This is a genomic window from Alcanivorax profundi, from assembly GCF_003597125.1.
GTDB classification, from domain to species: domain Bacteria; phylum Pseudomonadota; class Gammaproteobacteria; order Pseudomonadales; family Alcanivoracaceae; genus Alcanivorax; species Alcanivorax profundi.
Map to the genome: position 1 here is coordinate 916,809 of NZ_QYYA01000001.1, position 21,121 is coordinate 937,929.

19 protein-coding genes are annotated in these 21,121 nt (G+C 55.7%); 5 read left to right on the forward strand and 14 right to left on the reverse strand.

Going from position 1 to position 21,121, the window contains the following annotated elements; all coding sequences use genetic code 11:
- Position 1 precedes the first annotated feature (1 nt).
- Positions 2 to 1,249, reverse strand: coding sequence for an MFS transporter (locus D4A39_RS04290; RefSeq protein WP_233552404.1), 1,248 nt, complete (start codon positions 1,247 to 1,249; stop codon positions 2 to 4).
- On the opposite strand from D4A39_RS04290, the gene D4A39_RS04295 reads away from it, so the two are divergent.
- Positions 1,243 to 2,010: a patatin-like phospholipase family protein gene (locus D4A39_RS04295; protein WP_233552405.1), complete on the forward strand. Its 768-nt coding sequence runs from the start codon at positions 1,243 to 1,245 to the stop codon at positions 2,008 to 2,010. The genes D4A39_RS04290 and D4A39_RS04295 overlap by 7 nt on opposite strands.
- 17 nt (positions 2,011 to 2,027) lie before the next feature.
- Here D4A39_RS04295 and D4A39_RS04300 read toward each other — a convergent pair whose 3' ends face one another.
- The 3 genes from D4A39_RS04300 to D4A39_RS04310 all read right to left on the reverse strand — a co-directional run bounded on the left by D4A39_RS04300 (position 2,028) and on the right by D4A39_RS04310 (position 4,502).
- Positions 2,028 to 3,140 (reverse strand): ferritin-like domain-containing protein, encoded by a 1,113-nt coding sequence (locus tag D4A39_RS04300; protein ID WP_119917552.1) that lies wholly within the window; start codon positions 3,138 to 3,140, stop codon positions 2,028 to 2,030.
- Between the two features lie 448 nt (positions 3,141 to 3,588).
- A complete protein-coding gene (locus D4A39_RS04305) occupies positions 3,589 to 4,035 on the reverse strand; it encodes a PaaI family thioesterase (RefSeq protein WP_022986531.1) in 447 nt (148 codons plus the stop codon).
- Positions 4,032 to 4,502: a PaaI family thioesterase gene (locus tag D4A39_RS04310; protein WP_233552406.1), complete on the reverse strand. Its 471-nt coding sequence runs from the start codon at positions 4,500 to 4,502 to the stop codon at positions 4,032 to 4,034. Before D4A39_RS04310 ends, D4A39_RS04305 begins: the two co-directional genes overlap by 4 nt.
- A 331-nt stretch (positions 4,503 to 4,833) precedes the next feature.
- On the opposite strand from D4A39_RS04310, the gene D4A39_RS04315 reads away from it, so the two are divergent.
- On the forward strand, positions 4,834 to 5,958 hold the full coding sequence (locus D4A39_RS04315) for an alpha/beta fold hydrolase (RefSeq protein WP_233552407.1): 1,125 nt from the start codon (positions 4,834 to 4,836) through the stop codon (positions 5,956 to 5,958).
- Positions 5,959 to 6,003: 45 nt separating this feature from the next.
- On the opposite strand, the gene D4A39_RS04320 is transcribed toward D4A39_RS04315, so the two are convergent.
- The 5 genes from D4A39_RS04320 to D4A39_RS04340 all read right to left on the reverse strand — a co-directional run bounded on the left by D4A39_RS04320 (position 6,004) and on the right by D4A39_RS04340 (position 9,508).
- The gene (locus D4A39_RS04320; RefSeq protein ID WP_031225765.1) at positions 6,004 to 6,774 is read right to left on the reverse strand and encodes a hypothetical protein; all 771 of its coding nucleotides are present in this window, start codon (positions 6,772 to 6,774) and stop codon (positions 6,004 to 6,006) included.
- 76 nt (positions 6,775 to 6,850) lie between these two features.
- Positions 6,851 to 7,645, reverse strand: coding sequence for a hypothetical protein (locus D4A39_RS04325; RefSeq protein ID WP_119917554.1), 795 nt, complete (start codon positions 7,643 to 7,645; stop codon positions 6,851 to 6,853).
- A gap of 107 nt (positions 7,646 to 7,752) precedes the next feature.
- On the reverse strand, positions 7,753 to 8,346 hold the full coding sequence (locus D4A39_RS04330; RefSeq protein ID WP_119917555.1) for a DUF805 domain-containing protein: 594 nt from the start codon (positions 8,344 to 8,346) through the stop codon (positions 7,753 to 7,755).
- Between the two features lie 9 nt (positions 8,347 to 8,355).
- Entirely contained in the window at positions 8,356 to 8,736 is a 381-nt protein-coding gene (locus D4A39_RS04335; RefSeq protein ID WP_119917556.1) for a YkvA family protein, read from the reverse strand.
- Positions 8,729 to 9,508, reverse strand: coding sequence for a ParA family protein (locus D4A39_RS04340; protein WP_022983825.1), 780 nt, complete (start codon positions 9,506 to 9,508; stop codon positions 8,729 to 8,731). Before D4A39_RS04340 ends, D4A39_RS04335 begins: the two co-directional genes overlap by 8 nt.
- Before the next feature lie 323 nt (positions 9,509 to 9,831).
- Between D4A39_RS04340 and D4A39_RS04345 the strand changes: the two genes are divergently transcribed.
- Positions 9,832 to 11,175 (forward strand): cytochrome P450, encoded by a 1,344-nt coding sequence (locus D4A39_RS04345; protein WP_022983826.1) that lies wholly within the window; start codon positions 9,832 to 9,834, stop codon positions 11,173 to 11,175.
- 118 nt (positions 11,176 to 11,293) lie between these two features.
- Here the strand turns inward: D4A39_RS04345 and gorA are convergent, their stop codons facing one another.
- Both gorA and D4A39_RS04355 read right to left on the reverse strand, forming a co-directional pair.
- Positions 11,294 to 12,658 (reverse strand): glutathione-disulfide reductase, encoded by a 1,365-nt coding sequence (gorA, locus tag D4A39_RS04350; protein ID WP_119917557.1) that lies wholly within the window; start codon positions 12,656 to 12,658, stop codon positions 11,294 to 11,296.
- Positions 12,659 to 12,733: 75 nt separating this feature from the next.
- Positions 12,734 to 14,302: an FMN-binding glutamate synthase family protein gene (locus D4A39_RS04355; RefSeq protein WP_119917558.1), complete on the reverse strand. Its 1,569-nt coding sequence runs from the start codon at positions 14,300 to 14,302 to the stop codon at positions 12,734 to 12,736.
- Between the two features lie 237 nt (positions 14,303 to 14,539).
- On the opposite strand from D4A39_RS04355, the gene D4A39_RS04360 reads away from it, so the two are divergent.
- Positions 14,540 to 15,178 carry a transglycosylase SLT domain-containing protein gene (locus D4A39_RS04360; protein WP_022983829.1) on the forward strand — a complete coding sequence of 213 codons (639 nt, stop codon included), beginning with the start codon at positions 14,540 to 14,542 and terminating at the stop codon, positions 15,176 to 15,178.
- 95 nt (positions 15,179 to 15,273) lie between these two features.
- Here the strand turns inward: D4A39_RS04360 and D4A39_RS04365 are convergent, their stop codons facing one another.
- Both D4A39_RS04365 and ppsA read right to left on the reverse strand, forming a co-directional pair.
- The gene (locus D4A39_RS04365; protein WP_022983830.1) at positions 15,274 to 15,570 is read right to left on the reverse strand and encodes a Rieske (2Fe-2S) protein; all 297 of its coding nucleotides are present in this window, start codon (positions 15,568 to 15,570) and stop codon (positions 15,274 to 15,276) included.
- A gap of 219 nt (positions 15,571 to 15,789) precedes the next feature.
- On the reverse strand, positions 15,790 to 18,162 hold the full coding sequence (ppsA, locus tag D4A39_RS04370) for a phosphoenolpyruvate synthase (protein WP_022983831.1): 2,373 nt from the start codon (positions 18,160 to 18,162) through the stop codon (positions 15,790 to 15,792).
- 485 nt (positions 18,163 to 18,647) lie between these two features.
- Between ppsA and ppsR the strand changes: the two genes are divergently transcribed.
- Positions 18,648 to 19,466: a posphoenolpyruvate synthetase regulatory kinase/phosphorylase PpsR gene (gene ppsR / locus D4A39_RS04375; protein WP_031225768.1), complete on the forward strand. Its 819-nt coding sequence runs from the start codon at positions 18,648 to 18,650 to the stop codon at positions 19,464 to 19,466.
- 47 nt (positions 19,467 to 19,513) lie between these two features.
- On the opposite strand, the gene rffA is transcribed toward ppsR, so the two are convergent.
- Positions 19,514 to 20,665, reverse strand: coding sequence for a dTDP-4-amino-4,6-dideoxygalactose transaminase (gene rffA / locus D4A39_RS04380; protein WP_022983833.1), 1,152 nt, complete (start codon positions 20,663 to 20,665; stop codon positions 19,514 to 19,516).
- Positions 20,666 to 21,121 lie beyond the last annotated feature (456 nt).

Consider the following 21,121-nt stretch of genomic DNA (forward strand, 5'->3'; position numbering starts at 1 on the left):
GCTAACCGGAGTTTTTCACCAATCGCCAGGCCAGGTACGCCAGCGGCACAGTGAGCCCCATCACCAGCAGATACGGCCAGCGATGATCCAGCGTATACAGCCCGGTGCCGACCAGCGGGCCAAGAATGAATCCTAACGCCGGGCACGCACTGGCCAGGCCCGCTACCCGACCCTGCTCTTCTGCACTGACCCGCAAACTGGCCAGCGCCATGATCGCCGGCATGCCAAAGCCAAGCCCAAGACCGATCAACAGCACTGCAAGACTCATGATGGTTTGGGCATCTGCCAACCAGAGAATCACTGCCCCTGCGCCAATGGCGGGAATAGCCATAATGATCAGTACCGTGGGAGCGGCTTTTAGCCACTGCACCACAATCAGCTGCCCAAGCAATGAGGTGATGGCAGCCGCCATCATGGTCAGCCCGAGTGCCCTGGCCGCCCCCTCAGGTGACATGGCGAAATGATCCTGAAACAAAAAGCCTAGAGTCTGCTGGATCAGGGCGAAACTCATGAACAGCATCACCCCGGTAAGTAACAAATCCCGGAGTCGCGGATCCGCGTAGGCACTCAGACCTTTACGAAGGGTTTGTCCTAACGAAAGCGCACGTTCAGTGGGCACATGCGGGGATGGCGGCAAGAACAGCGCCATCAGGACAGCCATTAGCCCGGTGATGATCGCGACGCCATACAAGGGGAAGACCAGCGCCACTGCCGCCAGAATGCCTCCGGAAACCGGACCGACGACAGTGCCCAGGTTGTTGGCCGCACCGATCCTGCCCATGCCCCGGGTACGTTGTTCCGGAGTGGTAATATCGGCGGTATAGGCCGCCGCCGCGGCGGGTGTCGCTGCCATGATGGCCGCCTGCAACATTCTGCTGATCACCAACCCGGCAACCAGAGCAGTACCACTGACCCAGCCATGCAGACCGGCGTCGAAGACAAGCGAAAACATCAACGTGCCAAGGGAATACCCGGACAACCCGATCACCAGCACACGTTTGCGCCCCAGCGATTCACTCAGCGTCCCCCATACCGGGCTGGCAAGGGCAAACACCAGTGAAGAACAGCTGATAATCAGGCCGACCTGCATTTCGGCCAGCCCAGTCGCACGCCCCAACGACGGCAGAAGCGTAAACACCAGCGTCTGCCCCAGCGCCGTGACCGCCACTGCGGCCAGCAGCATGCTATGCTGCAGCGCTCTGCCCTGTTGCTCTACCGGAACTGCCGGAGAATCGGAATCCTGTGACATACCCTTCTCAAACATTGGCTGACTGGCTGGCAGCCAAACCGTTCACGCTGGCCATGTCGTCAGGTTTTTTTGGTTTCTTCGCCCATTTCGGGGTGGTAAAGGCCCTGCAAGAGCATGGGCTAACGCCGGCACGATTGTGTGGCTCCAGTGCAGGTGCCCTGGTCGCATGTAGTGTTGCCAGTGGCAGCGGCATGACAACGCTGGAGCAGCGTCTGCTCCATCTGGACAAAGGGGATTTCTGGGATCCTTCGCCAGGCCTCGGATTGCTCCGGGGGCAGGCTTTCCGTTCACTGCTGGCCGATATCCTGCCCATTCGTCTTCTTGACGAAAGCCCACGGCCCGTTGCCCTGTCTGTCTGGCATGGCCGCAGCCAGCGAACCCGGGTGCTGCGTGATGGCGATGCCGTTGAGGCCGTATACGCCTCCTGTGCCGTGCCGCTGCTGTTTCAGCCTGCCAGTATTAACGGTGAACGCTACTGGGATGGCGGCATTGCTGACCGCCACGGATTAGCCGCGACCTGGCCCGGAGAGCGGGTACTCTACCACCATCTGCAATCCCGTTCGCCCTGGCGTCGGGCCAACAGTGCAGCGTTATTGCCACCGATCAGACCCAATCTGATGACGCTGGCCATTGACGGACTGTTGCGGGCAGGCCCGAATCGACTCAAGAACGGGCGTGTTGCCCTGGAGCAAGCCTATTCGGCAACACAGCAGGCCCTGTCCGCCCCGCTGTCGGGGCGGCAGGTCACCATACAGGCATAAGACACCGGGAACAGGCCCTAGCCGGCCTCGTCGTACAGGGGTTTGGACAGCTCTGCCCAGTCAACTTCACCATCATCCACCAGGTTTTCGTACTGAAGGATACCCAGCTCCTCGAACCGTGGCCGAACAGACTCGGTGAGTAACCCGATGCGTTTCAGGTTAGGCATGATGCGGGTAAACAGCAGATTGCGGAACTGGGCCATGATGGTCGATGACAGCACCTGCTCTCTGGCCGCCTCCACATCCCAGCCGAAGTGCTCGAACACTTCGGTGCTGATGAGGCGCTCTCGCATGACGACGCAAGCTTCAAAAGCGAAGTGTGCCCGCTCTTCTTTTTCTTCATGAGAAAGTGTCTTAACAAAATCCTCCAAGTAGTTGACTCCAAAGGTAACATGGCGCGCTTCATCACGGATCACCAAGTGCACAAGCTGCTTGAGCAATGGGTCCTTCGCCGTCATTTTCAGGGTGTTAAACGCGGCCAGTGCCAGCCCTTCGATGATGATTTGCATACCGATGAATTTCAGGTCCCAGCGGGGGTCGGACAAAATTTTGTCCAGTAACGCCTTCAGGTTTGGGTTCACCGGGTAGAGGATGCCGATCTTTTCCTGAAGGTAACGGGTAAAGGCCTCCACATGCCGTGCCTCATCAAAAGTCTGGCTCGCAGCATAGAGCTTGGCATCATAGGTGGGTGCGCAGCTTGCCAACTGCGAGGCGACCAGCAAGGCGCCCTGCTCACCATGCATGAACTGGGCGAGCATCCAGGCAAGGTTGTGCCAGCCAAAACGCAGTTTTTCCTCGTCGCTTAGTGCTTCAAACACCGGCCAGCCGTTGAACGGATTGAAAGACTGGTCCATGGGGATTTCAGAACGGGGGAAATCCTGGCTCCAGTCCAGGTCCATATCCGCATTCCAGTTCAGTTCCTTGCCGAGCCGGTAGAGCTTGCGGATCCGGCCATCCGCAGAGGAATAGTCCCAGTTGTAGTGACCCGTCAGTGGGGTCTGGAAGATTTCGACAATGTCATCCACGTGCTCAGCGGACAGTTTGTCTTCGATGTCGTCAGCCCCGGGGCCATCCCAGTTCTGGTAAATGCTGACCTGTGTCGGAGGAGCGGAGACTCTGGTTATTTTCATTGGGCACCTTCTTCCGTGGTTGCGTAGCGTTCTTCAACGCTAGGCCGATCCTGAAAGGTGGACAATGTCGCGGGATGACAATTACAGGCGCCGCTGGCGGGAAATCACAATCAAGGAGCCTCTGAATAACTCCTTGCGTACTCAGCGTGGCCTGAAGCGTGCAGCAGTTGTGCCTTGTCTCGACGGGAAGGGTGGTTCCCTTTTCAAGAGGCAAGGCACAGCTGATGGGCGCTTCAGGCCGCGCCCTCCGGGTCTTCCAGGCTGATCCACGCTCGTTGTTGCCTGTATTTGAAGGTATGAGTCTCGACAGGCAACCAGCATGCCTTCAAAAGTGCGCCCCTATTTACCTTGGCCGAGGGGGTGAATCAGCCTGAAAGACTGAGCATGCAAGGAGTTATTCAGAGGCTCCTTAACCCCCGAGCCGCCGCAGCGGCTCGGGAGACGCGGTTCAGGCGTCTTCGGACAACAGGAAATGGGCGCGGGCAATGGTAATCGGCTCCTGGCGGTTCTTTTGCCAGGCACTGATATGGACATTGGCGATACGACGCCCCTGCCGGGTGATGCGGCACTCCGCGTAAGTATCACGAAAATGCCCGGCGCGCAGGTAATCGATGGTGAAATCGATAGTTTTGGGGACCCGTGGCTCCCCCATTTGCAGCAGAATGAAGATGATCGCTGCCTGCTCCATAAAGCCGGCCACCGCACCGCCATGCAAGGCTGGCAGTGTCGGGTTGCCAATCACGTTGTCATTCTTGGGCAGCACAAAGGTCAGTTCATCGCCCTGCGCGACCACCTGGATCCCCAGAAAACGGGCGTAAGGAACCCGGTCAACCAGCTCCTGGTAATCGGTGGCACCGCTACGGCATTCATCAATCAGAGTCTTGAGCGCTTTCATTGGCCTACCACCTGCCCGGCTTTGTCAATTTTTAAACGTGTGTAGGTGGCCAGCCCGGTAGCGATCGGCGCGTCCTCGTTGCCCTCCTCCCAGCTGGTAATGCGAACAAAGGCAACGTGAGGGGTCAAACGGTAGCAGGACGCTTCACAAACCACTGCCGCTCCCTTCGCCGGGCCGCGCAGGTGGTCGACACGAAAATCAATCGTCGGCGTGATCTCAAAGACAGGAAAGGTTCTACAGGTGACTGACATGCCGCCTGCGTGATCCATCATGGCGAAGATCGCCCCGCCATGCATAACACCGGTTTCCGGATTTCCAACCAGATCATCACGCCAGGGAAGCCGGGCACGAACCGCGGTTTCCTCTGCGCTGATCACTTCCATACCAAGCACTACAGAGTGCCGAACGGATTCGAGAAATCGATTGCATACATCCAGACGGGTAAACGGGGGAGACGAGTCTGTCACGGCGGCCAATGCCTCCTGTTGGCAAAGAGCAGATGATGGCGTCAGCTTGAAAGGCGCTGGCGGGCTTTTCGGAGGCGATTATAGCAGTCTCTGGCGGTCAACATTAGTCTCGCATCTGTCACGCGGCTCCAGAATGCACAGCCACGCCTTTCCTGGATAGCTCAATCAGAAAGTTGTTTGGTCGCAACACACGCCCCAGAATATCCGGGTACTCGGGCATGACAGTCGCCCCGGATTTCGCATGGCTGCTCACTGGAGAGCGACTGCACCGGTGACATTGTCACTAAACCCCTTTAAGAGCCTCACCCTGTATCAGCGCGGAGATTGATTCTTGGCAACCTCTTCCCGATTCAGAACCAGCATGCGAGCCGTTGGGCATATTGTCGAACGCCGCCGTCACCCGGACCGCTTCATTCACGTGGATAAAACCCCCTGGGATGAAATCTACCGGGACGGCATCATGGCTGTGCGGCATTACAGCCTTCCACCCGGCAAATCCATCGAGCTCAATGATCAGACACTAGCGATACAACCCAAACGCCACCGGGTGCCTCTGGTGTTGGTCCCTGCCCTGGGCATTCACTGCTGGACCTATGATTTGATGCCCAACCGCTCGATGGTGAAGTATCTGATGGCGCGGGGATATGACGTTTACCTGGTCGATTGGGGCAAGCCTTCCCAAGCGGAGCACGGTCTCGATCTGGATACCTACGTCAATCGTTGGCTCCCCGCCGCTATCCGCGCGGTGTGTGAGCATGCAGAGGCCGATTCGGTCAATCTCATGGGGTATTGCATGGGGGGGCTCCTGTGCCTTATGTACCTGGGTGCCCATGACACCTCCCCGGTCAAGAACCTGATCACCATTGCCAGCCCGGTCAACTTCCATAAAAGTGGCCCTTTCGGCAAAGCCATCTCGTTAGCCGCTATCCCGTCCATGAAAGCCCACGACTGGTTCAAGCTGCGGCTGAAGCCACTGGATGACAAACTGTTTCATATTCCTGCCGGACTGTTGGCCTTCGGTTTCAAGATGACCAATCCTCCAGGGGTGGTGCAAGCCTACATGGATTTGATTCGGAACCTCGGTGATCGCGAATACGTGACTGAATATATGACCATGGGCCAATGGTTCAATGACATGGTTGACTACCCCGGTGCGGTAGTTCGCGAAGTGATTGAAAAAATGATCCTCGCCAACAGTCTGGCGCGTGGCCGTATACGCATCGGAGGGCGCAACGTGGATTTCACAACCATCAAGCAGGATTTATTGGCTTTCGCCGGCACCACCGACAACATCGTCAGTCTGCGGGCAGCACGGGAAGTCATGAATCTGGTAGGAAGCCGGGATAAACGTTTCGAGGAAGTGCCTGGCGGTCACGCAGGCGTGTTTTCTGGCTCGAAAGCGCCGGATCATGCCTGGAGAATCAGTGCGGACTGGCTTGCCACTCGTTCGAATTGATTGCCTGCGCGGGCGATCGCCCGCGCAGACACCCAACTTGCCTGGCTAACCTTTGCTTGCTTCGACCAGCTCTTCAATCCGCTCCGCAACCTGGTTCGCATACCGGTAAAACAGATAGGGAACCTTGTTCGAGGCTTCATCGTTCATTTTCGGAATAGTGCTACGGATAAAGGCCCAACGTTGGTTCACAAAATCCAGAACATCGGACGCCTGAGTGTCAGCAGCATACTGCGTGTTCAGGGCTTTCAGCCTGTCATCAATGCCCTTGGATTCAATGGCAAAATCCATGGGCTTAAGGCCTGTACCTGTAGGCAAACCAGCTGAAGGAAAGGCCGCCAATGCGAGATACTCGCTCGCCAATCGTTGCATCGCGACGGACAACTCTGCGATATCAAGATAGGCGCTCGTCTGCTGGTCACGGGTCGACTCGGCCAGCTCCACCACGTCAAGCGTGGTCGTATTCATCTCACTCATCGCCCCATAATCGGCATAACCCAGTGATGCCAGAGGATTGTCCAGTGCTCGCTCAGAAAGCGTCGCCCAGGCCTCATTTAGTGCGTTGATGCCAGCCTCATTGCCCGGCTCCGCTTCCTTGACCATTTCATTAAGCCGTTGATCCCCTTCGGCCAGTAAAATTCTCAGGGCTTCCCGGTCATCCGGGTTATCGCCTCTAATGGAAAGGAGATGGAATCCCATTCTCGCGCGCCAGGCATCTGCTTCCAGCGTTGCGAGCTCTCCTGCAGTGACTGCCGCTTCGGCAAGGCTCGCACCGGCCAAAAGGGCTGCTATTGCTGTTATCCGTAACGTCGTTTTCACTTGTCCCTCACTCTTTTTACTCCCCACGAAAAACCCCCGCATCCGGGCGGGGGTCAGTGTCAGACCATGGTGATAATTAATCCACCGGCCCGAAAGTTGGTTTCTCGACTTCTGTCGACGCCAGACTGATTGCCTGGTCCATCGTCTCAACCATCTGCCTGGTATAACGATAAATCAGGAAAGGCACCGCGTTTTCGTAGAATTTAACCATCGATTCTCGAATAAACTGCCATTTCAGACCTACCTGATTGAGCGCGCGCGCCATTGCCTCGTCACCCGAATGCTTGCGTTGGGCTGCTGCGAGCATTTTTTCGAACTGCGGGACGGCATCTTTGAATTCCAGACGCCCCTCATCAGAGCCCGCGGCCATTCCGCCCGAAGGGTCAGCTGCAAGGTTGAGATACTCAGAAGTCATCCGCTGTAAATATGCCGCCAATGCAAGCACATCATCATATTGACCACTTTTGGCGTCACCGAAGGCATCCATTCTTTCCACCATAATGGCGGGCAGCTCATTCACATCCTGGATGGTGTAAGCATTGGTGAAACCCTGCTCGGCCATGGTGTTGCCGCTGGCGGCATCCTCGTAAATTTTCCAGTCTTTCTCCAAGGCGGCGACAAGGTCTCTCTCCTCGCTCCCTTCTGCATCCCCATTCAGAGACGCCAGTGCAGCCTGGGCCCGGGAGATCGAGCGATCGAGGTCTGAAGCATAAGAATCGCTGCCGGTCATGACGGTCAACATGTGAAAATCGGTACGGACCTGCCACAGGGAAAGTTCGAATTCTTCTAGGTCGGTATTAGTGATGGCTGCCATCCCCTGAATCGGCAACAGGGCTACCGCCAACAGACTGCCCAGCAATCGCTTAGCCATAAGTTCTCCCTTTCTGATCTCGCTATTCTATTCTTTTGTTATACGGAGCCGCCCCATCTGGCCCCAATTCAGTAAACAGTATCACACTTATTATGAGAAATAGGAGTCTAGTGGTATTGCTGGCCGACGGGCAGACGCGGGATTGATCCCAACGGCAACCGCTCAAGCGCCCCAGCGATCCAGTCAGGTTGCCACCACTGTAAAAACACCAGCGCGGTAAGGAAGGTCAATACCAGTACATTCCACACCCAAAAGAGACCGCCAAAAACCTTTACCAGCGCCCCGGGGGGCGGGTTCGGAGTGCCATAGCGGTTCATCATGCTGCTGCCATCAGCAAGGTAGAGATAGAGCTGAAATGGCAGATTTATCCCTGGAACCAGTACCAACAGAGTCCACCAGCCGCTTCTTTCGATGTCATGAAGGCGCCTTACCATCAGGCCTGTCAGATAGACAATCGCCAGCAGAGCAACGACTCCTGTCACCAGGTATCCAAGCCATGCCGGGACGGCGGGAGACGCCGATACCACCCAGGAAAGCGCCATCAACAATATCGCAATCAGACTGGAGCAAAACTGGTAGCAGGCGTACCGCAGCCGGCCCAACCGTTGCGTCAGGCTAAGCGGTGAGATCGGCTCATAGACGATGGTGCCTTTGCCAAGATATCCCGGTTTGATCTCCGGGCCTTTGTACAGGTTATCCATGACGGATCGTTAACCCTCCTCCTGCCCGGACCGCCACTGGCGGTATTGTTCGATATCTCCACGACATTGCGTCCCGGCCCGCGCCAGAACACCCGCATCATCCAGTAGTCCCAGTGCGATAATGGGATCCGGTATGGCATCAAGCGGAATCAGGAAATACACCAGGGCCGCAGCCAGACTCACCAGCGTTGACCAGGGCACCTGACGATAGCGGCCGGTGGCCCAGTCGTACAGCATGACAGCGAAAAGCCGCACATCGTCGGCCGCATCGCCAAGACGCGCCTTGAGTGTGTCGCCCCGTTGCAGCGCCAGGCGAGCCAGCCAGCGAGTGGCCGATACCGACCGCAGAATCCGTTCTGCGCGGCGCCGTGCGAAGGAAAGGTCAGCCATTGAGCTCGTGGAACAGAGCGCGATACTCCTCGGTGAGTTTGTGCTTGGGCTGCAAATTCACCAGCGGAGTGGCCCGCTCATGGGACTCGCGCATCACCACACTGGAAGACAGCTTGTTTTCGAGAATCGGCAAGCCCTCTTCCTGCAACGACGCAACCAGTTCCTGGGGCAACCGGGCCCGAGGCTGGAACTGGTTGACGACGATACCCTCAACCTGAAGCTCATCATTATGGTCTTCCCGGGCCTCCTGGATGTTTTCCAGCAGCGTATAAAGCGCCTTGCGGGAGAACGCATCACAGTCAAACGGAATCAGAACCTTGTCCGCGGCAATCAGGGCCGAGAGCGTGTAGAAGTTATAGGCTGGCGGGGTATCCACAAAGATGTTGTCAAAATCACGGGACAAGGTTTTCAGCAACCCCCGGAGTTTGTAGATCTTGTGCTTGGACTCGAGCATGTGCTCGATTTCGCCAAGTTCGCCGTTGGAGGGCAGGACGAACAGGTTCTCGAACGGAGTGGCGTGAACATAATCGCGTGGGTCTTTTTCTTTCAGGCGAAACGACAGCGTCTGGCCGAAGAAGGTGCCGATGTTAGGCTTGGGGCCTTCTCCGCCACTGTAGGCCTCCATCCCCAACAGGTACTGACTGGCATTACACTGGGGATCGAGATCAACAACCAGGGTGCGGTTCCCCTCCGCAGCACTGATCGCGGCCAGATTGACGGTAATACTGGATTTCCCCACTCCGCCCTTCTGGTTAAACACCACACGACGCATTCCTTGTTCTCCTTAAACTGCCGGATATTGGCCAGCCGTGGCTGACAAGCTTTGAGCCGAATCATACACAGCTACCGGCAAGCCTCACAGTGCTGAACTGCCGCGGTTATCCAGTCACTGCAGTCTTCCACAGATACTGTGGATAACTCATTGGAAAACGCCGGGAGAAAGCGCTACAGGCCCGATAGCTACCCCTTTATTCCAGTCGTGATCAAAATTGCATCAGCACAAGCTAAACACGAGACGAAAATCTATATAGCACTCTTGTCCAAGGCGATCACGGAGATACATAGTAAACACAATGTTGAGACTGGAGTGCCATCATGAGCCAGCCGTTTTGCACGGTTCCTGCTGACAGCAATCTGAAAGCGATTCAGGGCGACCGGGGCCTGCCCCTGATTGGGATGACCCTGTCATTCATGAAAGACCCAATCAATCTAATGCGCAAGCGTTACGACCGCTATGGCCCGATTTCCTGGGCCAGTGTCTTTGGCATGCGCATGGTTCACATGGTGGGCCCTGACGCCAACCAGTTTGTGATGCTTAACCGCGGAGACCTGTTCTCTAACCATCAGGGTTGGGACTATTTCATTGGCAAGTTTTTCCACCGCGGCATCATGCTGCTGGATTTCGAGGAACATCGCTGGCACCGCAAAATCATGCAGCAGGCATTTAACCGCGATGTCCTGCGGGGCTATCTCCAGCGCATGGGCCCGCATATTACCCAGGGCATTGAACACTGGGACCAGATACCTGATTTCCTGGTCTTCAATGCCATCAAACAGCTGACACTGGATCTCGCCACCGACGTCTTCATGGGCTACGAACTGGGCCCGGAAAGCAAAGCCATCAACCAGGCATTTATTGATACGGTACGTGCCGGCACCGCGCTGGTTCGCACGAATGTTCCCGGTGGTCGTTGGGCGAAAGGCCTCAGGGGGCGCAAGGTGCTGGAACGCTTTTTCCGCAAGGAATTGCCAGCGAAACGGGCAAGTCAGGAATCCGATTTGTTCAGTGTGTTGTGCCATGCAAAAACAGAAGATGGAGACCAGTTCAGCGACGACGATGTGGTCAATCACATGATCTTCCTGATGATGGCCGCCCACGACACGACCACCATCACGCTGTCCACCCTCTTCTATTATCTGGCCAAGAATCCACAGTGGCAGCAGCGCTTGCGGGAAGAAAGTCAGACCCTGAACAAGACCTGCATCGACTATGATGATCTGGCCAAACTGGAGGGGATTGGCCTGGCCATGAAAGAGGCCTTGAGACTATGCGCCCCGGTCCCCTCATTGCCACGCAAAACCGTCAGAGATGCCGAATTCAACGGCTACTTTATCCCCAAGGGCACCTTTATCAGCGTCAGCCCATTCTTTACCCACTATATGGAAGAGTTCTGGCCGGAACCGGAAACCTTTGACCCAGAGCGGTTCAGCGAAGCACGCAGGGAAGACAAGATCCATCCTTATGCCTGGGTGCCGTTTGGCGGCGGGGCTCACAAATGCATTGGTCTGCACTTCGCCGAGATGCAGGTCAAAGCGATACTCCATCAAGTATTACTGAATTATCGCTGGAGCGTGCCGGACAGTTATGAAATGCCGCTGGATACGACCAGCCTGCCCGTACCTGGGGACGGCCTGCCGGTTACATTGCAGCGGCTCTAAGCCAGCAGGCTGGCTCCCAGAGCCGCTTCGTTGCCAGGGAGGGAAAAGCTGCGGCACGGAGCTGACTCTGTGGGAGCTTGCCCGCAAGCGATAAGGCAGCAGTCGATTCCAGCCACAATCAACGTGTAATGCGCTCGCCCTGGCGCATCGTGACGAGTTCTTCGGCAGCCGTTGGATGGATCCCCACGGTGGCATCAAAATCTGCCTTGGTGGCGCCCATCTTGATCGCCACTGCGAACCCCTGGGTAATCTCGGCGGCATCCTCGCCGGCCATGTGCAAACCCAGAACCCTGTCTGTCTCATCATCGACAATCAGCTTGATGAAACTCCGTTCCTGCAGCTCGCCAAGGGTATAGCGCATGGGGCGAAACTGGCTTTTATAGACTCGGACCGCCCCACAAGACTCTAGCGCCTGCTGCTCGGTCAGGCCGACAGTACCAATGTTGGGATGACTGAACACTGCCGTCGCAATATGTTCGTAATTCATGGCCTCATCTGGCTTGTTCTGGCCGAACAGGTGTGCGGCCAGCCACATGCCTTCAGCCAGGGCGACCGGGGTCAACTGTACGCGGTCAATCACATCGCCCAACGCATACAGCCCGGTGTTGCTGGTCTGAAAATGCTCATCGACCTTGATAGCCCCACGCTCATTGAGCGCAGGCGCTGCCCCTTCTGCAAACAGACCGTCCAATAAGGGAACACGGCCAGTGGCATAGAACACCTCATCGAACTCCTCTTCACCTCCATCCTGGAAGTGAAGTTGTTTACGGCCTTCGGCTTCGGTGATTTTGGCCACATCGGCATTGAACTTCAGCGTGATACCCTGCGCCGTCATCTGCGCTGCCACAAAAGCCCGAATATCCTCATCAAACCCCCGCAAGAACAACTCCTTGCGATAGACCTGCGTGACCTCACAGCCCAGCCCATGCAGAATGCCGGCGAACTCAGTTGCGATATAGCCGCCCCCCACAACCGCCACCCGTTCGGGTAATTCAGAGAGATAAAACAAGTCGTCTGAAATTCGAACATGTTCCTTGCCCGGGAAATCCGGTACAAACGGCTTACCGCCAACAGCGACCAATACATGCCTGGCCGTGAGAACCTGATCTCCCACCGAGACCCTGCCCTCGCCCAGAACCGTGCCATGGCCCTGAAAAATGGTGACGCCCGCCTGGTCGAGAATACGCTGGTAAATGCCGTTCAAGCGCTCGATTTCCCGGCTCTTGTTGTCCCTGAGAGTCGCCCAGTCGAACGACCAGCCATCAACCTGATAGCCATAATCGCTCGCCAGTGAGAATTCCTGGGGGAAATGTGCGCCATAGGAAAACAGTTTTTTGGGGACGCAACCCACATTGACGCAGGTCCCACCAAAAAAACGCTCTTCGATGATTGCCACGCTGGCGCCATGGCTCGCGGCCATACGCGCAGCACGGACGCCGCCGGAACCGGCACCAATTACCACCAGATCAAACTCGGTTTTCACTGCTTACTCCTCGCAAATAGGGAATGTCAGGCAACGTTTTAGCTTTAGCGTTCTGATGCTCCGAACAGGGACTTGTTACGATTTCCGGGCCTGCCACCTTACCAGTGTTGGTTGCTCACTGGGTCGCCCGGAAGCCAGATACTCTCCTGTAGCCACTTGGGGCCACAAATAATCCAGTGGAATGGATTCGCCGTTACTGCTGAGCATCCTGGCATGATGACGGCGCAATTCCCGCGGCTCACTGACGCCACAGGAATGGGCGATGGTTTCCACCTCTTTGACGAGATTGTCGTGGAAGTACGCCACCCTCTGTGATTTCTCTTCCGGAACCAGGCCACGCTGCAAACGGGGGTTATGAGTTGTCACGCCAGTCGGGCAGGTATTGCGGTTGCACTGCAGCGCCTGAATACAGCCCAGAGCGAACATGTAGCCACGGGCGGACACACAGAAATCCGCTCCGACCGCAATAGCCCAGGCCACCATGCTGGGATTAATTAATTTGCCAGAGGCGATGATCCTGATCCTGTCGGTCAGGCCGTAGCCATCCCGTAAGTCCACCAGCAGGGGCAATGACTCAGCCAAATACAGCCCAACATCATCCATTAATGACATGGGGGCGGCGCCGGTACCGCCGTCACCACTGTCCACAGTGATAAAATCCGGGGCGGATTCGTGTCCGCGCTCGTGGATCGCCAGAAACAGGTCTTCAAGCCAACGGGCCGACCCGATCACACACTTGATACCGGTGGGCTTGCCCGTGACCTTACGGACATGGGAAATCATGTTAAGCAGACTGTCCGCGTCCTGGATGTCCGGCTGTCCGTTTGGGCTGATGGAGGATTCTCCGACGGGAATGCCTCTTATCCTGCCAATTTCCTCTGTGACCTTTGCCGCAGGCAAAATCCCGCCTTTGCCGGGTTTTGCCCCTTGGCTGAGCTTGATTTCGAACATTTTTACCTGGCTGTGTGCTGCAATGTTCGCCAGTTTCTCGTCATCGAGGTTGCCCTCACCGTCCCGCACACCGTATCGGGCAGTCCCGATCTGAAATACCACATCACCGCCACCGTCCAGATGATAGGGGGACAGGCCGCCTTCCCCTGTATTCATCCAGCAATTGGCCATGGAGGCCCCTTTCGACAAGGCCTGAACTGCCGGCCGGGACAACGCGCCATAGCTCATACCTGAGATATTAAAAATGCTGTGAGCAACGTAGGGTTGATCACAGTGAGGACCGATCATGAGCGGGAGGGTTTTGGCGGCATTCTTCTCCAACGTCGGGTACGGGCAATTCATGAAGATCACCCGCCCGGCGCCGATCTGCTTGGTCGAACCGAATGCCGAGGTATTACCCAGATTTTTGGCAGCACGGTATACCCAACTGCGTTGCGCCCGGTTGAATGGCAGCTCTTCCCGATCCATGGCAAAAAAGTACTGGCGGAAGAACTCTCCGAGATGCTCGAAAAAGTACCGAAAGCGGCCGATCAAGGGGAAATTTCGGCGAATGGCATGGGCTTTCTGGAAGAACCGGTCTTGTACCCACAGGGCTAATGCGACCAGAATCAGTAGCATTAAAAGGGCAAGAAAGCCCAGCTCCAGCCAGGCAATCATACTGCTCAACCAGGGTTGTAGGCGTTCCGGGAACATACTTTCTCCTTGTGACCTGCCCGGCACTTTGACCAGATAGGCTATTGGGCCTTCGATCAGTGGGTAGTATGATGGTTGTTAGCGTCCACGTTAAACCCGCGATATCGCCACTTCATCGGTGAGTACTCGGCCACTATAAACGACGACGCTAACATGGGGGCAAGCGTTAGCCTTTGGCTACGCAAATAATAAATACCGGAGCAGCACAAACTGCTACCAAGGGTACTGGCCATAACAATGAACAATTACGTCCTGATGGCCCTGTGTATCAGTGGCCTTATCGGATTGTCAGGAGCGGCCACTGCGGGGAACATTTACAAGTACCGCGCAGCGGATGGCACCATATTATTCACTGATCAGCCCCAGGAGCGGGTTGGCAGTGACCATACCCTGTTGTCTGTACGAAAGGGATGGAGCTACCAGACCCGCGCGCTGAGCGATGCTGAGCGTGACCGCTACGATACCGTTATTACCCTCGCAGCCAGCCGGTACGGGGTTGAACCCGGCCTGATCAAGGCTGTAATTCACGCTGAATCCCTGTTTAACCCGAATGCTGTGTCCCGTGTGGGCGCCCAGGGCCTGATGCAACTCATGCCGGAAACGGCCAACTACCTTGAAGTCACCAACCCCTTCGATGCCCGTCAGAATATCCTTGGTGGCACCCGCTTTCTTGCCTACCTGAAAGGCAAATTTACCGACCTTGACCATATTCTTGCCGCATACAATGCGGGCGAAGGCAATGTGCGTCGTTATGGTGGCATCCCCCCGTTCAAGGAAACCCAGGCTTATGTTCGTAAGGTGAAACAGCTGAAAAGCCGTTATGCCCCGCACTTCCTGGCGGGCATGGGGGAAGAGGAGGTCTTCGCGGCGAGATAGTCCAGCGAGCTATCAGCTATGGGTTTTAAAATCGCGAGCCCAGAACCGCACAAGTCTGCTTCTTGATCTTCATGACTCATAGCTAACAGCTGCTTTCAAGCCTCCACCCCCAACCACGGCCCATCATAGGCAATCCGATACTGGTCAAGACGATAGTTGGCAGTCAGGCATTGCCCGCTGCGCAAGGAGAATTCCATTCCGTGACCGGGGCAGCGCAACTGGTTACCGGATACGGTACAGCGATCAAGCGGGAAGTCGGCGTGGGGGCAACGGCGTTGCACCAGCCAGGTCTGCCCATCCTCATGGATTAACAGCAGCTCTTCACGGCCGACTTTCACAGGCATGCGCAGGCCATCATAGAGCTCAAGCGACCGAATCAGTCGGTGAAACATGGACCGCCCTCCTTTTCGCAATACCTGCAGATCCCAGCCATGACATGCAAAGCCCGATCGCCTGAAAGGGTTCATCGCGGATTTTTGGGGGACGCCTCCCACTTTGCGGTGGGGGATCAATCGGGCTTTCCCCTCAAACCTGCGAAGAACCATAAAAAAGCCCGCTTGCGCGGGCTTTTTACTGTGCGATGAAGCACCAGACAGGTCAAGCCGTGCGATTTAGTCGCCGTGCTTGCCCGCCAAGAAGAACCAGGTATCCAGCACTGAATCCGGGTTCAGGGATACAGAGGAGATACCCTGCTCCATCAGCCATTTCGCCAAGTCAGGATGGTCCGAGGGGCCCTGACCACAGATCCCGATGTATTTACCCTGCGCGTTACACGCATCAATGGCCATCTTCAGCAGCTTCTTCACTGCAGGATCGCGCTCATCAAACAGATGGCTGACGATACCGGAGTCGCGGTCCAGACCCAACGTCAGCTGGGTAAGGTCGTTGGAACCGATAGAGAAGCCGTCAAAGTTCTGCAGGAACTCATCGGCCAACAGCGCATTGGTGGGCAGCTCGCACATCATGATGACACGCAGATCATTTTCACCACGCTTCAGGCCGTTCTTGCCGAGAAGCTCGATCACCTGTTCGGCTTCGCCAGTGGTACGAACGAACGGCACCATCAGCTCAACATTGGTAAAGCCCATCACATCGCGGACTTTCTTCATGGCCCGGCATTCGAGCTCGAAGCAGTCTCGGAAGTTTTCACTGATGTAGCGGCTCGCACCGCGGAAGCCCAGCATCGGGTTTTCTTCTTCCGGCTCGTAGTGCTTGCCACCGATCAGGTTGGCGTATTCGTTGGACTTGAAATCAGACAGACGAACAATGACTTTCTCGGGGTAGAACGCCGCAGCCAGGGTCGACACGCCTTCCACCAGTTTCTCAACATAGAAATCGACCGGATCGCCATAGCCGGCAATACGCTTGTCGATGTTCTGCTTGATGTCGTTCGGCATGCTGTCGTAGTTCAACAACGCCTTCGGATGGACACCGATCATGCGGTTGATGATGAACTCCAGACGGGCAAGCCCAACGCCCTGGTTCGGCAGCCCCGCGAAATCGAAAGCACGATCCGGGTTGCCGACGTTCATCATGATCTTGAATGGCAGCTTCGGCATGGATTCGATGGAATTACGCTGTACGTCAAATTCCAGCTTGCCTTCATAGATCTTGCCGGTGTCGCCCTCAGCACAGGACGCGGTAACTTCCATGCCATCAGACAGCAGTTCCGTGGCATCGCCACACCCTACGATGGCAGGCACACCCAGCTCACGGGCAATAATGGCTGCGTGACAGGTCCGGCCACCACGGTTGGTAACGATGGCCGCCGCACGCTTCATGACCGGCTCCCAATCCGGATCCGTCATGTCGGTCACCAGCACGTCACCCGGCTGCACTTTGTCCATTTCCTTGACACTGGTAACGATGCGGACCGTACCGGCACCGATACGCTGGCCAATGGAGCGGCCTTCTACCAGAACCTTACCGGTCTGCTTGAGCAGGTAACGCTCCATGACGTTGGCATCAGAACGGCTCTTCACCGTCTCGGGACGGGCCTGAACGATGTACAGTTTGCCGTCATCACCATCCAGCGCCCACTCGATGTCCATGGGCATACCGTAGTGTTTCTCGATTTCGATCGCCTGACGAGACAGGTTCTCGATGTGTTCGTCGGTCAGACAGAACTTCATGCGGTCATCACGATCCACATCCACAATCTGGACTGACTTGCCAGCAGTGGCCTCGGCGCCGTAAATCATCTTCTGCATCTTGCTGCCCAGGTTACGGCGCAGGATGGCAGGCTTGTTATTCTGCAGTGTCTGCTTGTGAACGTAGAATTCGTCAGGGTTTACTGCGCCCTGCACGACCATTTCACCCAGGCCGTAAGACGCGGTAATGAACACCACATCCTTGAACCCGGATTCGGTATCCAGGGAAAACATCACGCCTGCCGCGCCGGTCTCGGAGCGCACCATGCGCTGCACACCCGCAGACAGGGCAACCAGCTTGTGGTCAAAACCCTGATGGACCCGGTAGCTGATGGCACGGTCATTAAACAGGGAGGCAAAGACCTCTTTCACGGCGACCATGACACTGTCGATACCACGGATATTCAGGAAGGTTTCCTGTTGGCCGGCAAAGGAGGCATCCGGCAAATCCTCAGCGGTAGCGGAAGAACGAACCGCCACCGGCAGGTCCGCATTGCCCTCGCCGATCTGCTCGTAAGCTTCACGGATAGCCTTGTCTAACGCAGGCTGGAAAGGCGCATCAATCACCCACTGGCGGATTTCTTCACCGGTCTTGGCCAGTGCAACCACATCCTCAACATCAAGAGCGCTCAGCGCTTCGTTGATCTTTTGGGTCAGGTTGTTGTGCTCGAGGAACTCACGGAAGGCTTCAGCGGTAGTGGCAAAGCCGCCGGGCACGGAGACACCCGCTGCCGACAGATTGCTGATCATTTCACCCAGGGAGGCATTTTTGCCACCAACGTGTTCTACGTCGTCTTTCCCCAGATCCTGAAACCAGACTACATATTCCGCCAAGGTTGTCTCCTTAAATACGTGTTACCGGTAGTATCCACTGGCAATGCCGGGTCGAATCGAGCCGACATTCTACTCAAAACCATCACGGTTTGCCCGCCCAAGTGACAAAAAGGGGCGCGACTTTCGGCATTTATATGGCCGGTTCGCCGCCACTCGGCTTTCAAAGCCACTATCCCATTGAAAATGCAAGGATAATTCATGGCCTGGGCTATCGGCGCGCAGTGTAGTGGCAACGCGGGGTCCGGACAACGGCCAATTCGTGTCATTGAGCCTGCTTTACGGTCATAGCAGTGGAAACCCCGGCGTGGAGTCACTAGACTGCTACGACAAAACAATGACTTAGACACCCTTGCAGGGCCAGAGATGGCTCCAAAGGTTGTCTGTAGACAATTTTCCTGAGGGACGATCAGGGACTGTCGAGCCCATGGTCGCAAAGCAAGCCCTATGGCCAGCCTCCTCATGCGGGATCAGACATGGCACTTATCATGAAACGAACAGCCTTTTACCTTTCCGACGGCACAGGCATTACCGCCGAAACCCTTGGCCACAGCATGCTTAGCCAATTTGGCGATATTGAATTCGTTCAGGTCACCCTCCCCTTTGTGCAATCCGACCAGCAAACACGAGAGGCCGTAGAACGCATCAACAGGGCCCACCAGGAAGACGGGGTAAAACCGGTGGTCTTCTCTACTCTGGTGAACAACGAACACCGCGAGATTCTGCACAGCTGCAAAGGTATGGTGCTGGACCTGTTCGGCGCCTTCCTCAACCCGCTGGAGGAAGAACTGGGGGTTCGTTCCAATCACAAGATCAACCAGAGTCACGCCATCCGTGACGCCGACTCCTACCGTATTCGGATCAATGCCGTCCACTTTGCGCTAGACAACGATGATGGCGCCCGGACGCGGCACTACGACCAGGCTGACATTATCCTCATCGGCGTCTCCCGCTCCGGCAAAACGCCCACCAGCCTTTATCTGGCTCTTCAATTTGGATTATTTGCTGCCAACTACCCTCTCACTGAAGACGACTTCGATGACCTGCGACTTCCCAAGGCGCTCCAGGAACACAAAACGAAGCTATTCGGCCTGACTATCAACGCCGAGCGTCTTAGCGCAATACGCAGCGAACGCAAGTCAAACAGCAAATACGCCTCACTGCGTCAATGCGACATGGAACTACGCGCCCTGGAAGCCATGTACAACAAGCACAACATCCCCTATCTCGATGCCACAGAGCTATCTATCGAAGAGATCAGTACGCGGGTGTTGGCGATGAAGGGGCTGAAGCGGCGCTTGCAATAGCAGCAAGGACTACTAAGAGCGCATCCCACAAGTCAATGGTAGAGGTGTTAGCAGCCCCGAAGGCAGGCTTCCACTGAATCAATGACATACGCCTGCTCGCCGTCGGTGAGTGAGTGGAAAACAGGCAGGCGTACAAGCCGTTCGTAAAGTTCAACTGTCTTGCTGCATGCTCCAACGTTCCTGCCGAACTGCTTTCCAGCCGGAGAAAGATGTAAGGGTACATAGTGTGCCTGAGCGCAGACGCCCTTCGCATTCAGCCCCGCAAGCAATTCATTCCTTGCACGCAAATCTCTCGCTTTCAGAAAAAAAATATGGCCATTGTGGTCCGCCCAATCAGGAACGCTAGCCTGTTTTATTCCGTGAAAATCCGACAATGGTGCCAACTCAGACGCATAGTTTTCCCACCGCGCCCGCCGTTCAAATTTAACGGCCTGAGCGGCATCAAGCTGAACGGAAAGGAAAGCCGCCTGAAGCTCGCTCATGAGAAAGCTACTGCCAATATCCAGCCATTGGTATTGATTGACTGCTCCTGATGCGAACGCCTCTCGATTAGTGCCTTTCTCTCGCAGGATTCTGGCCCGGTCCAGAAAAGAGGCGTCATTGACAACCAATGCCCCCCCTTCCCCTCCGCTTGTGTAGTTCTTGGTCGCGTGGAAGCTAAAAGCACCCAGATGACCAATACTCCCCAAATGCCTGTTCTTATAATTTGACATCACTGCCTGTGCAGCATCCTCAATGACCCAAAGGGCATGACGCTCAGCGATCAGCATGATGGCATCCATATCACACGCCACACCGCCATAATGAACGGGCACAATTGCTCGTGTTCTGGGAGTTATGGCCGCCTCGATGAGTGTCACATCAAGATTCCCATCAGCTGTGGAGATATCGACGAAAACCGGGATGGCGCCCCTTAATACGAACGCATTAGCAGTGCTGACGAATGTCCAGGATGGCATAATAACCTCATCTCCCGGACCAATATCAATCAGTAGGGCCGCCATTTCCAACGCATGGGTACAAGAAGGTGTCAACAGAACATCAAGAGCCCCCACCAATTTTGACAGTAGTCCCTCGCAGTAAGAAGTGAAACTCCCGTTCCCCGCCAACATTCCAGAATGAACTGCCTCCTGGATTGCCTCTGGCTCTCCCCCAATCATCAAGGGCCGGTTAAAAGGAATATTCAGCGACAGGTTCATTCTTTAGGGGCCATACGTTAGAAGGTCTGAAGATAGGGACTAGCGATCAATCCATGGCAATATAAGCCAATTACAATGCTGATAAAGCAGGAGTCGATGTATCCTTATTAAACTTAGTCAATAGGGATCAAGTTAAAGCATGGCAACAAAGAAAGAAACAAGATCAAACCCAGCCCGCCGAATAATTTGTGGGCAATTTTACCCCACCCAGCCCAGTTCATGCAGGGGAGAAACATTGCTGTAAAGATGGATCCTTCAGGATTCCCTTTGCATCAGACATTGATGGAATCGCAACTCGATCGTTGCGCTATGCTCGTACAACGGCAAAAAACACGGCTTTTATGGCAGTGGAGCCTCGCCTAACCCATGTCTATGAGGCAAAATAGAAAGTAAGAATTCTAATAATTTCTAATCTAGGCATGACAGTGACGGAACCTTTCACTCATCACAGTTTTT